At 43.9% G+C, this 13,299-nt stretch carries 12 protein-coding genes; all 12 read left to right on the plus strand.

Going from position 1 to position 13,299, the window contains the following annotated elements; genetic code table 11:
* Positions 1-876, plus strand: an 876-nt coding sequence (locus tag GPK60_RS01455) for a macro domain-containing protein (protein WP_215658722.1), incomplete at its 5' end; no start/stop codon positions are given.
* A gap of 12 nt (positions 877-888) precedes the next feature.
* Positions 889-1,587: a hypothetical protein gene (locus GPK60_RS01460; RefSeq protein WP_215658723.1), complete on the plus strand. Its 699-nt coding sequence runs from the start codon at positions 889-891 to the stop codon at positions 1,585-1,587.
* A gap of 138 nt (positions 1,588-1,725) precedes the next feature.
* The gene (locus GPK60_RS01465) at positions 1,726-3,066 is read left to right on the plus strand and encodes an ADP-ribosylglycohydrolase family protein (protein WP_215658724.1); all 1,341 of its coding nucleotides are present in this window, start codon (positions 1,726-1,728) and stop codon (positions 3,064-3,066) included.
* A complete protein-coding gene (locus GPK60_RS01470; protein ID WP_173897137.1) occupies positions 3,050-3,193 on the plus strand; it encodes a hypothetical protein in 144 nt (47 codons plus the stop codon). Before GPK60_RS01465 ends, GPK60_RS01470 begins: the two co-directional genes overlap by 17 nt.
* Positions 3,194-3,444: 251 nt before the next feature.
* Positions 3,445-6,036 (plus strand): ATP-dependent chaperone ClpB, encoded by a 2,592-nt coding sequence (gene clpB / locus GPK60_RS01475; protein WP_022118946.1) that lies wholly within the window; start codon positions 3,445-3,447, stop codon positions 6,034-6,036.
* 87 nt (positions 6,037-6,123) lie between these two features.
* Positions 6,124-6,297 (plus strand): DUF4250 domain-containing protein, encoded by a 174-nt coding sequence (locus tag GPK60_RS01480; RefSeq protein WP_147631029.1) that lies wholly within the window; start codon positions 6,124-6,126, stop codon positions 6,295-6,297.
* 69 nt (positions 6,298-6,366) lie between these two features.
* Positions 6,367-7,251: a DMT family transporter gene (locus GPK60_RS01485; protein ID WP_215658725.1), complete on the plus strand. Its 885-nt coding sequence runs from the start codon at positions 6,367-6,369 to the stop codon at positions 7,249-7,251.
* Between the two features lie 235 nt (positions 7,252-7,486).
* Positions 7,487-8,488, plus strand: a complete 1,002-nt coding sequence (locus GPK60_RS01490) for a fibronectin type III domain-containing protein (protein ID WP_173866319.1) — start codon at positions 7,487-7,489, stop codon at positions 8,486-8,488.
* Between the two features lie 139 nt (positions 8,489-8,627).
* A complete protein-coding gene (gene metG, locus GPK60_RS01495; RefSeq protein ID WP_215658726.1) occupies positions 8,628-10,577 on the plus strand; it encodes a methionine--tRNA ligase in 1,950 nt (649 codons plus the stop codon).
* 14 nt (positions 10,578-10,591) lie between these two features.
* Positions 10,592-11,362, plus strand: a complete 771-nt coding sequence (locus GPK60_RS01500) for a TatD family hydrolase (RefSeq protein ID WP_215658727.1) — start codon at positions 10,592-10,594, stop codon at positions 11,360-11,362.
* A 13-nt stretch (positions 11,363-11,375) separates the two neighbouring features.
* Entirely contained in the window at positions 11,376-12,239 is an 864-nt protein-coding gene (gene rsmA / locus GPK60_RS01505) for a 16S rRNA (adenine(1518)-N(6)/adenine(1519)-N(6))-dimethyltransferase RsmA (RefSeq protein WP_243871883.1), read from the plus strand.
* Positions 12,240-12,395: 156 nt separating this feature from the next.
* On the plus strand, positions 12,396-13,292 hold the full coding sequence (locus tag GPK60_RS01510) for a DUF1002 domain-containing protein (protein ID WP_173897143.1): 897 nt from the start codon (positions 12,396-12,398) through the stop codon (positions 13,290-13,292).
* The last annotated feature ends 7 nt before the right edge of the window (positions 13,293-13,299 follow it).

Below are 13,299 nucleotides of genomic sequence, written 5' to 3' on the forward strand. Positions count from 1 at the left end.
ATGAACGCCTGTGGAGATAGTAGGTTACGAGGTCTGCGAAGCAGGAAGCCCATTGGCTTTAGACAATGGGTAGTTCACATCCTTGAGAATTGTTATCGAAAATCATTACAGAAAGCATTGGAACTTGAGTGTGAGCGTATAGCATTTCCCATGATTTCGACAGGAGTATATGGATTCCCGAAGGACAAAGCATTACAGATTGCTGTGTCAGTATTCAGCCAGTTTCTTACAGAAAATGAAATGGAAATCATACTGGTAGTGTTTGATAAAAGATCTTTCCAGTTGTCCGGTCAGATTGTTGGGAATATTGATTCTTATATTGATGCTAATTACGTCAGAGAAATCCATAGAAAAGAGTATCCGTTAAGGAGCAGAAGAAGTACTCGTATAAAAGAATTGGCAGAAGAAGATTTCAATGAAGAAATGCTTCAAAGAGAAGAAGACAACTATCCACTTGAGGAAATGACAGATACGGGCATGACAGAGTTGCTCATGCCGTTAGAAAATATTTCATTGGAAGATCAGCTGGCAAATATAGGAGTTTCCTTTCATGACAAATTATTTGAGTTGATTGATGAAGCACATCTTGATAATAAGGATGTGTGGAAACGGGCAAACCTTGACAGGAAACATTTTTCAAAGATTCAGTGTGACCAGAATTATCATCCAAAGAAAAAGACGGTAATGGCACTCTGTATTGCACTTCAGCTTGATCTGGAACAGTCAAAAGACTTGCTTGCCAGAGCGGACTGGGCATTCAGCCCAAGCAGCAAGGTTGATTTGATTGTACAGAAAGCTATTATTGATAAGCAGTATGATATTATGCAGTTGAATGTGACATTATTTAAGTATACGAATGAAATTCTTGGAGTATAGGAGAAAATATTCATGAGTAGAGAGACAGATATAAAACTTTTAATGGACGATTGGGAAGAAAAACATAATAATAACGGATATAAGCGTTTTATTAGAGATGGCATAGTGTGTGAGAAAAAATGGGAAGCACAGCATACACCAAGAGTATGTTATTTCTTAAAGGAAGCATACACTTCTAATGAAAATGGTTATAATCTGGTAGAAGATTTGCATGATTGTGAACGTCCATGGACTATGTGGAGAAAGGTAGCAATATGGACACAGGCAATATATAATGCATTTAACGATAATATCTGTGAGTATGACGATGAAGTATTACGTTCTAAGGAAAAAGCAATAATTGACCGGATTGCAGTGGTCAATGTGAAAAAAAGCAATGGCGGAAGCGAATCTGAATATGAAGATTTGAAAAAATACGCAATTGAAGACAGGCTGGAAATAAAGCGTGAATTGGAAATTATACAACCTGATATCATTGTATGTGGGAATAATCTCAGTCTATTGAAACTTGTATTAGGAGAAGAATTACAGAATGATGATACATGGGATAATATGTTGGCACTTTGGAAGGATACATTGGTGCTTGATTATTATCACCCTGCTGTGCATTATCCTAATCGAGTAAATTATTATGCTTTGATGGCAATCTGTGATGTGGCAAGGAAAAAATATGGTACGCCTGTATGGTCAGCACAAAATGAAAAATGTTAGGGATATTAGTGTCGATGCAATATTGCACCGGCATTTTTATTTTCTAAAAGTGTCGCCCGAACAGCGACCATATGAAGATGCCTTTCAATTATACTCATATTGTAACAGTGAAAGAGAGGTGCCGGAGTAATCCGGGGATTGGAGGCATACATGTACGGAGCGATTTTAGGAGATATTATTGGAAGCCCGTTTGAGTTTGACAGAGGTGATAAAACAAAGAAGTTTGATTTGTTTAGTGAAGGCTGTGGCTTTACAGATGATTCTGTTATGACAATAGCAGTTGGAGAAGCTCTTCTTGCAGTCGGACCGGAAGCTGCAGTAAAGGAAATTGAAGATGCGGTAGTATCCAATATGCAGGATTGGGGAAAAAGATATACACATGCAGGTTATGGTGGAAGCTTCAGACATTGGCTTAAAGAAAAAAATCCGAAGCCATACGGAAGCTATGGAAATGGTTCAGCCATGAGAGTGTCAGCTGCAGGCTGGCTTTATGATTCAATTGAAAGAACAAGAGAGGTAGCAAGGGCGACAGCAAATGTGACACATAATCATCCGGAAGGTATAAAGGGTGCAGAAGCAACAGCAAGTGCAATATACATGGCAAGGAATGGCTCTTCAAAAGAAGAAATCAAAGAGTATATAGAGAGGGAATTTCATTATGATCTGAGTAGAACATTGGATAATATCCGACCTTACTACCATCATGTTGAAAGCTGTCAGGAAACAGTGCCAGAGGCAATCATCGCATTTCTGGAATCCAAAGATTTTGAGGACGCAGTGCGTAATGCAGTATCACTTGGTGGAGATACGGATACACTTGGAGCCATTACAGGAAGTATTGCAGAAGCATTTTATGGAATCCCTGCTGTGCTGATTGCAGAGTGTAAAAGTCGGATTGACAAGGGATTGATGACGGATGTTCTTGATGAATTTGATCATGTACTTGGCAGGAGCGTGGATACTTATTCAGATGAAGTGGATGAGATACAGGCAAATCAGATGATTGAGGCAGCAATCGACCAGTATTATATTCAGCAGGATAAAAATGGAATGCTGTTATTTATGGAAGTTATGGTAACAAGAATGCAGCAGGCAGGAGAAGTCATTGTTCCATATATCACGGAAAATCCTTTTATGTCGGAAGAACAGATAGGTAAAGTAAAGGCTGGTGACACGATTTCGCTTGACCATGATGTAAGACTTAAAATAGAGACTGTAAAAGATGCTGATGAAAAAGAATGGATTGGAGTATTTACATCTTCTGAAGAGATGCATAAGGGTTCTGCTGGAAATGTACAGATGAATCAGTCTATTGAATCAATACTTCGTCTGGCACTTAATTGGGAACAGGTAAATGGAATTGTGATTAATCCGTTTGGTAAGTATATTCAGATGACAAAGAAGATGATAGAGCTTTTAATCAATGGGTATGAATATTATGAGAATGAAAGGAAGAGCAAAGATGATGAGAACAATTAAAGTTACGGGAAAAGGGAAAATAGCAGTAAAGCCGGATAAGATCCGGTTATATGTAAACAAAGAAGGACTTTGCCAAGAATTTGTCGTAAAAATGTGGTCAAATCAAGAAAATCGAGTGCGAAAGTAAATGTTACGCCATGCACAGCTCGGGAAAGAATTCCCCCGCTGCCGGGCTGTCGCCCTATATAGTTCCATGAAAGAAACCTCCTTTTCAAGCAAGCTTGAAGGAGGTTTTTTCCTGTAAATATGCATGGCTCGTAGGCTTCACAAATTCTTCACAAAAAATTAGCACTCACCACTTGACAGTGCTGATAAATGGTGTTATATTCTCAATATAACAAAGAAACATATAACATCTGGCAAACAGGAGGTGTTTTTATGAATATCAGTAAATTTACACAGAAGTCCATCGAGGCAGTGAACAGCCTTGAGAAACTGGCATATGAATATGGCAATCAGGAGATCGAGCAGGAGCATCTGCTTTATGCCCTGTTAAAACAGGAAGACAGTCTCATCCTCAAGATGATCGAGAAGATGGAGATTGATAAAACGTATTTTACCGAGGCGGTAGAATCTGCACTTGAGAAACGTACCAAGGTTTCCGGCGGACAGGTTTATATCGGTCAGTATTTAAATAAAGTACTTGTTCAGGCAGAGGACGAGGCAAAGGCTATGGGAGATGAATATGTTTCTGTAGAGCATTTGTTCCTGTCCATGATCAAGAATCCAAATCCGGAGATCAAGAAACTGTTTCAGGAGTTCGGCATTACAAGAGAACGTTTTCTGCAGGCACTTTCCACGGTACGCGGCAATCAGCGTGTGACGACGGACAATCCGGAGGCAACTTATGATACGTTAAATAAATATGGTCAGGATCTGGTGGAAAAAGCAAGAAATCAGAAGCTGGATCCGGTGATCGGACGAGATGCGGAGATCCGTAATGTGATCCGTATTCTTTCCAGAAAAACGAAAAACAACCCGGTGCTGATCGGTGAACCTGGTGTCGGTAAAACGGCAGCTGTAGAGGGTCTGGCACAGCGTATCGTCCGCGGTGATGTTCCGGAAGGACTGAAAGATAAAAAGATTTTCTCACTGGATATGGGAGCACTGGTAGCAGGTGCCAAATACCGCGGCGAGTTTGAAGAACGACTGAAAGCCGTTCTGGAAGAAGTCAAAAAAAGCGAAGGTCAGATCATTCTCTTTATCGATGAGCTGCACCTGATCGTCGGAGCCGGAAAGACAGACGGAGCGATGGATGCCGGCAATATGTTAAAGCCAATGCTGGCACGAGGTGAGCTGCACTGCATCGGTGCGACAACGCTGGATGAGTACCGTCAGTACATTGAAAAGGATGCTGCACTGGAGAGAAGATTCCAGCCGGTTATGGTAGACGAGCCGAGCGTGGAAGACACAATTTCCATTCTGCGTGGACTGAAAGACCGCTATGAAGTTTATCATGGCGTAAAGATCACAGACAGTGCACTGGTAGCGGCTGCAACGCTTTCTCATCGTTATATTTCCGATCGTTTCCTGCCGGATAAAGCTATTGACCTGGTCGATGAAGCCTGTGCCCTGATCAAGACCGAGCTGGATTCCATGCCAACGGAGCTGGATGAACAGCGAAGAAAAATCATGCAGATGGAGATCGAGGAAGCTGCCCTGAAAAAAGAGACCGATAAATTAAGTGCCGAGCGTCTGGAAAACCTGCAGAAGGAGCTGGCAGAACAGCGGGAATCTTTTGCAGGCAAAAAAGCTCAGTGGGATAACGAGAAACATTCTGTTGAAAATCTGTCCGTGCTGCGTGAAAAGATTGAAAATATGAACAAAGAGATCGAAAAAGCACAGAGAAGCTATGATCTGAACAAAGCAGCAGAGTTGCAGTACGGCGAACTGCCGAAACTTCAGAAACAGCTGGAGATTGAAGAGGAAAAGGTAAAAAGCAAAGATCTGTCGCTGGTACATGACCGTGTAACAGACGAAGAGATCGCAAGAATCATTTCCAGATGGACCGGCATCCCGGTTGCAAAACTGACCGAAGGTGAGCGTACCAAGATCCTGCATCTGGATGATGAACTGCACAAACGTGTCATCGGACAGGAAGATGGTGTCAGAAAAGTGACCGATGCGATCATCCGTTCCAAAGCTGGTATCAAAGATCCGACCAAGCCGATCGGTTCGTTCCTTTTCCTTGGTCCTACCGGTGTCGGCAAGACAGAGCTTGCAAAAGCTCTGGCAGCAAGTATGTTTGATGATGAGCAGAATATGGTGCGTATTGATATGAGTGAATACATGGAGAAATATTCTGTGTCCCGTCTGATAGGAGCACCTCCAGGATATGTAGGATATGAAGAAGGTGGACAGCTGACAGAAGCAGTCAGAAGAAAACCGTACTCAGTTGTACTGTTTGATGAGATCGAGAAAGCACATCCGGATGTCTTTAACGTACTGCTTCAGGTACTGGATGACGGACGTATCACCGATTCCCAGGGCAGAACCGTAGACTTTAAGAATACGATTCTGATCATGACTTCTAACATTGGTTCGTCTTATCTGCTGGATGGCATTGAGCCGGATGGAAGCATCCGTCAGGAGAGCCAGGATCTGGTCATGAACGACCTGCGGGCACATTTCAGACCGGAGTTTTTAAACCGTCTGGATGAAATCATCATGTTCAAGCCGCTGACAAAAGAAAACATCGGCAATATCGTTGATCTGATGATGGCAGATCTGAACCGCAGACTCGCAGACCAGGAGATCAGGCTGGAGTTGACGGATGAGGCAAAAAGCTATATCATAGACGGTGGTTATGATCCGGTCTATGGTGCAAGACCTCTGAAACGTTTCCTCCAGAAAAATGTGGAGACACTGGCAGCAAGGATGATCCTTTCTGGAAATGTACAGACAGAAGACACCATCGTGATCGGTCTCAAAGACGGAAAACTGGCAGCGGAAGTAATGAAAGTCGAATGATGTGATAACGGGACAGAGATGTCAGGCTGGCACAGAGATTGGAAGTGACGCTCCGGAATTCCATAAGTATGCAAAAAGGAGTAGAGTATGATTCCAAAAGATCCGATGATATTGTTGAGCTATGTAAACACACAGCTGCGTGATTATTATGAATCACTGGAGGCACTGTGTACCTGCCGCGGACTGAACCGGCAGAACCTTCTGGAGAAAATGGACAGCATAGATTATCACTACGATGAAAAAACAAACCAGTTCATCTGAAAATTGCGAGAGTTACTTTGTGACGGAGCAATTCGTGGGCATCTCTTTAGTATTACAAAGGAAAAATAAATGAAAAAAACAATTGCAATTTTCGCACTGTTCCTGGCGGCATTCACCTGGGGCAGTGCCTTTTGCGTGTTAAAAGACACGCTGGAGAATGTCTCTCCGATCTGGCTTCTGGCCTTTCGTTTTCTGCTGGCGGGTATCATTATGACTCTGGTCTGTATCCCAAGAATGAAAAAAATGAGCATCCGCACGTTAAAGCGTGGCATCATCATGGGCATTGTCCTGTATTTTGAATTTCTGTTCTTTACGGTCGGACTGCAGTACACGACCTCTTCCAAATCTTCCTTTATTATAGGATCTTATGTGGCGATCCTGCCGCTTATTTACTGGGTGATCCGCGGGAAAAAGCCGCAGAGGGCGGATATTCTGGCGGCACTTGTCTGTATTGTAGGACTTGGCTTTATTTTGCTTGGAAGTTTTGACGGGGTCAACAAAGGAGATCTAATCTCGCTGCTCTCGGCAGTGTGTTATGCGATCCATATTGTTGTGACCGGGATTTTTGCAAGGGAAGAGGACGGCTTTCTGTTAAATATGCTTCAGATTGGAACGGGCGGCATTTTGGGACTTGTGGCAGCGATGATCCTGGAGCCACATCCGGCAGCCATGTCCGGCATGAACATCGGAAGCATCGCTTATCTGGCAGTCTTCTGCACGGTTGTGCCGTATTTGCTCAGTGTGTTTGGACAGAAATATGTGAAAACTTCCACAAGCGGCGTGATCCTTTCTTTTGAGAGCGTATTTGGATGTATTCTCTCAATCCTGATTCTTGGAGAACATCCGGGTGTGCGGTTTGTGATCGGTGCAATGCTGATGATGTGTTCCTTCTTGATTGTGGAAAAAATTTCCCTGCCATTGCAGAAAAGAGTAGCGGTGAAAGCAGAAAAATGATATAATGAGTCAAAGGGACAAATGGACACAAAACGGATGCTTGCATACGTGTTTGTGTCTATGGGGACCGCAAAAACATGAGAAAGCAGCCATTTTTGTAAAAAAATGAGCGGATTTCGAATGTTTTCGTGATTTTGAGAGTGCAAGGCACGGAAAAATCACGTATGACTCATTGAGTTAATTTTAGAAAAAGTTCAGAACCCAAAACCACAACACAAGGCAAAGGAGGAAAAACATGATAAAAAAAGGAAAAAAACTTAGTATGATGCTTCTTACGGCAATGATTCTGGCAGCAGGAAGTGTCGGAACTGTAGCAGGAACCGGAGCGAAACAGGTACAGGCAGCAGAGAATGCATATTATTATGTGTCACTGGGGAATCTTCAGCAGACAGCCATGACTAAAAACAGTGCAAGTATCACTTGGGAACAGACGTATGCAAGCTCTATGAATACACTTACAACAGAAGGATATAATATTTATCTTGGAGAAAGTTACAGTGATATGAAGCTGGTTGGAAAATCCAAGACACCATCCTATACACTGACCGGACTGAAAGATGGTAAGCGTTACAATGTGCGTGTAGAAGCTTACACATCAAATGGAACAAAAACAAGTTCACCGGTAAGCGGACAGGTTGAGACAATCCCGGCAGCCGTCCATAATTTCAGACAGGAGCGTTGGTGGTACTTTATCAACAAGCTGGAAGTAACATGGGATAAAGTTGAGACTGCAGACCGGGTGGAAGTGACCCTGTATAACAGCAAAGGCAGACGTGTCGGCAAGACACAGAAACTGAACAGCTATGCTTACAGTGCATATTTCGATAAGATGAAAGATGAAGTTTACACGGTAACCATTCAGGCTTTCAAGACGGTAAATGGAAAGACTTATGCTACACCGAAGGCAAAGATTCAGTGTTTCAACCAGGCACGTATCAAAGAGACAAGCATCAAGGTGAAAAAAGGCAGCCTGAGCTTCCAGTGGGGAAAAGTCGGCGGAGCAAGCGGATATGATGTGTATATCTCTACAAAGCCGAAAAAAGGTTATAAAAAAGTAAAATCGGTCGGCAAAAACACCACAAAGCTGACCATCCGTAAATTTAAAGGCAAAAAGATCAACCCGAAGAAGACTTACTATATGTATGTAGAAACCAAAAAGAAAAACGGCTCCAAGGTCAATAAATCCGGAAGACTCTACTACTGGAATACAAAGAGCAAAAACTTTGGTTATTTCTAAGAAATTGTATAACCGTTCCATAACTTCACAGTCAGGAAATCTTGACAGAAAAACCGTCGTATGTTACGGTAGAAATAAGCGTTAAAAGCTGTTGGGGGCAAAAACTTGCTCCCAACAGCTTATTATACAGGAGGCAGAAATGGATAAAAAGAAATTTTATATGACAACTGCGATTGCCTATACATCCGGCAAACCGCATATCGGAAACACTTACGAGATCGTGCTGGCAGACAGCATTGCCCGTTTTAAGAGACAGCAGGGATATGATGTGTTCTTCCAGACCGGAACCGATGAACACGGTCAGAAGATTGAGCTGAAAGCAGAAGAAAAAGGTGTGACACCGAAGGCTTTTGTGGATGAAGTTTCCACAGAGATCAAAAGAATCTGGGATCTGATGAACACATCTTACGATAAATTTATCCGTACAACGGATGCAGACCACGAAAAACAGGTACAGAAGATCTTCAAAAAACTGTACGATAAGGGAGATATTTACAAGGGACATTATGAAGGTATGTACTGTACACCTTGCGAGTCTTTTTTTACCGAGTCTCAGCTGGTTGACGGCAAATGTCCGGACTGCGGACGTGAAGTGCAGCCTGCAAAAGAAGAAGCTTATTTCTTCCGTATGAGCAAATATGCAGACCGTCTGATCGAGCATATCAACACCCATCCGGAATTTATCCAGCCGGTTTCCAGAAAAAATGAGATGATGAACAACTTCCTTCTTCCGGGACTGCAGGATCTGTGCGTATCCCGTACTTCCTTTAAATGGGGCATTCCGGTAGATTTTGATCCGAAACATGTCGTTTATGTATGGCTGGATGCACTGACCAACTACATCACCGGTATCGGTTATGACTGTGACGGAAACAGCAGCGAGCAGTTCAAGAAAGACTGGCCGGCAGATCTGCATCTGATCGGTAAGGATATCATCCGTTTCCATACCATTTACTGGCCGATCTTTCTGATGGCACTGGATCTGCCGCTTCCGAAACAGGTATTCGGACATCCGTGGCTGCTGCAGGGCGACGGCAAGATGAGCAAATCCAAAGGAAATGTACTGTATGCCGATGAGCTGGTTGATTTCTTTGGCGTGGATGCCGTGCGTTACTTCGTTCTGCATGAGATGCCGTTTGAAAACGACGGTGTGATCTCCTGGGAGCTGATGGTAGAGCGTATGAATTCTGACCTGGCAAATACCCTCGGAAACCTGGTAAACCGTACGGTTTCCATGTCCAATAAATATTTCGGCGGCGTGGTAGAAAATAAGAATGTAAACGAGCCGGTGGATGAAGAATTAAAGAAAGTCGTTCTGGAAACACCGAACAAAGTCATTGCAAAAATGGAAGAGCTGCGTGTGGCAGATGCGATCACCGAGATCTTTACACTGTTCAAACGCTGCAACAAATACATCGACGAGACGATGCCGTGGGCACTGGCAAAAGACGAGGCAAAAAAAGAGCGTCTGGCAACGGTTCTCTACAATCTGGTAGAGTCCATCAGCATCGGAGCAACACTTCTGGAATCCTTCATGCCAGAGACTTCTGATAAAGTACTGGCACAGCTCGGAGCACAGAAACGCAAGCTTTCCCAGATGGATACCTTTGGTCTGTATCCGTCAGGCAATAAAGTAACCGAGAAACCGGAAATCCTCTTTGCACGTATGGATATCAATGAAGTGATGGCAAAAGTTGCAGAGCTTCATCCGGTAAAAGAAGAAGTAAAAGAAGAGGAAAAAGGCATTGATATCGAGCCGAAAGATGAGATCACATTTGAAGAATTCGGCAAAATGCAGTTCCAGGTAGGCGAGATCATTTCCTGCGAGGCAGTGAAAAAATCCAAAAAACTGCTCTGCTCTCAGGTTAAGATCGGCAGCCAGGTAAAACAGATCGTATCCGGAATTAAGGCACATTATACACCGGAAGAAATGGTCGGCAAAAAAGTCATGGTACTGGTAAACTTAAAACCTGCAAAACTTGCCGGAGTTCTTTCGGAAGGTATGCTGCTGTGTGCAGAGGATGAGAACGGAGAACTTTCCCTGATGGTACCGGAAAAGAAAATGCCGTCCGGAGCAGAGATCTGCTAAGAGGAAAAGAATGTATGATTTTTGACAGTCACGCTCATTATGATGATGAGGCATTTGACAAAGACAGAGACTGCCTGCTCTCCACGATGGAAGAGCAGGGTGTCGGCTGTATTGTAAACGTAGGTGCAAGTTTTCAGGGGGCAAAGGACAGTGTGGAGCTTTCTATGCGTTATCCGCATGTCTATGCGGCAGTCGGCGTGCATCCGGATCATGTCGGTGAACTGGATGAGGTGAAGATGCAGCATCTCAGAGAAATGTGCACCATGGAAAAAACAGTCGCAGTCGGCGAGATCGGTCTTGATTATTACTGGGATAAAGAGTCCCACGAGCTTCAGAAGGAATGGTTCAAAAAGCAGATGGAGCTTGCAAAAGAGGTAGATCTTCCGGTCATTGTGCACAGCCGCGAGGCCGCACAGGATACGTTTGATCTGATCAAAAGTGAGCACGCCGGAACGACCGGAGGTGTGATACATTGTTTTTCCGGCTCGAAAGAGATGGCAAAAGAGTATATCAAGATGGGCTATTACATCGGTGTCGGCGGTGTTGTCACGTTTAAAAATGCAAGAGTTTTAAAAGAAGTGGTGGAGAGTATTCCACTTGAGCGGATTTTGACGGAGACAGACTGCCCATATCTGGCACCGGTGCCGTTTCGCGGAAAACGCAACTGTTCTGCCTATATTTCCTATGTGCTCGACATGATCGCAGAGTTAAAGGGCATTTCCAGAGAAGAGGCAGAGCAGGTTACTTACGAAAATGCAAGAAATATGTACCGCATCACAGACTGAAAGGCAGGAAAAAATGGAGAAATTATCAAATCCACAGAAAACCATAGAAGTAATTAAAAAATATGATTTTGCCTTTCAGAAGAAATTCGGGCAGAATTTTCTGATCGATGCCCATGTGCTGAACAAGATCATCGCTTCGGCAGATATCACAAAGGATGACTGTGTACTGGAAATCGGACCTGGTATCGGAACGATGACGCAGTATCTGGCAGAGGCAGCCGGAAAAGTTGTGGCAGTGGAGATCGACCGCAACCTGATCCCGATCCTCTCCGAGACGCTGGCAGATTACGAAAATGTAACCGTGATCAATGAAGATGTCCTGAAACTGGACATTGCGAAACTTGCGGATGAATACAATCAGGGCAGACCGATCAAGGTTGTGGCAAATCTTCCGTATTATATTACGACACCGATCATCATGGGACTTTTCGAGAGCCATGTGCCGGTAAAGAGCATTACCGTTATGGTTCAGAAAGAAGTTGCCATGCGTATGCAGGCAGGACCGGGCACCAAAGATTACGGGGCACTGTCTCTGGCAGTGCAGTTTTATGCAGAGCCATATATCGTGGCAAATGTACCGCCAAACTGCTTTATGCCGCGTCCGAATGTCGGAAGTGCGGTCATCCGACTGACCCTGCATGAAAATCCGCCTACCACGGTAAAGGATGAAAGTCTGATGTTCCGGATCATCCGAGCTTCTTTTAACCAGAGAAGAAAAACGCTGCTCAACGGCCTGAATAATTCACCGGAGATTGCAGCAACGAAAGAACAGATCCAGACAGCTTTTGAAAAGCTTGGTTTTCCGGCAAATGTACGTGGGGAGACATTGACCTTAAAAGAATTTGCGGCACTTGCAGATGAGTTTGCCGAATTTTAGAATAAGAGAGCGGACGTTTCACGGCGTTCGCTTTTTTTACTAAATCAAGCAGCAAAGCGGATTGCGAATATCCGCTTGACGAATGGTAAGAATTACTTTGTAACGGAGCAATTCTCGCGTGCGTTCGACTTGAATCAGACAGAAAGGGGAAAATATATGAGAAAAAAACTTACAGCAGTACTTCTGGCAGCGACAATGCTGCTTACTTCCGGTGTCACGGTCTTTGCAGACCGCGTGGATGCAGTCATCGACAAGCCATATCTTGCACTGGGAGCGGATTTAAGCCCACAGGAACAGATGACAGTTTTATCATTGCTCGGACTTAGTGACATCAACGTGGATGATTATGATATCATCAGCATCACCAATGCGGATGAACATGAATATCTGGATAAGTATCTGGATGCTTCGATCATCGGCACCAGGGCGTTGTCATCGGTTTTGGTTGTTGGAAAAGAAGCCGGAAACGGCATCCATGTAACAACGAAAAATATTTCCTACTGTACCGAAGGTATGTATCGCAATGCACTTTTGACGGCCGGCATCGAAGATGCGGATATCACGGTGGCAGGACCGTTTTCGATTTCCGGAACGGCGGCACTGGTCGGTGCGATCAAGGCGTATGAGACCATGACCGGGGAAGAGATTGACGATGAGAATCTCGATGCGGCAAACGATGAACTGGTGTTGACCGGCAAACTGGTGGAGGATATCGGAGATTCTGAAAAAGCAGAAGATCTGATGGCACTGGTAAAACAGGAAGTGGCAGAGAACAAACTGACCAGTGCAGAGGATATTCAAAATGTGGTGGATCAAGCATGCGATCAGCTGGATATTCAGCTTTCCGAAGAAAATCAGAAGCAGATCGCAGAACTGATGAAAAAGATAGAGGGACTGGATCTGGATGTGGATAAACTGAAGGATCAGGCAAAAGATTTGTATCAGAAACTGGAAGATCTGGATTTCCATGTGGATAAAGAGAGCGTTGGGAATTTCTTTACACGGATCATTGATGCGATCGTAAATTTCTTCCAAGGACTGTTTGGAAAATAAAAGAGGG

The organism is Ruminococcus sp. MCC718, from assembly GCF_018783905.1.
GTDB classification, from domain to species: domain Bacteria; phylum Bacillota; class Clostridia; order Lachnospirales; family Lachnospiraceae; genus Hominisplanchenecus; species Hominisplanchenecus faecis.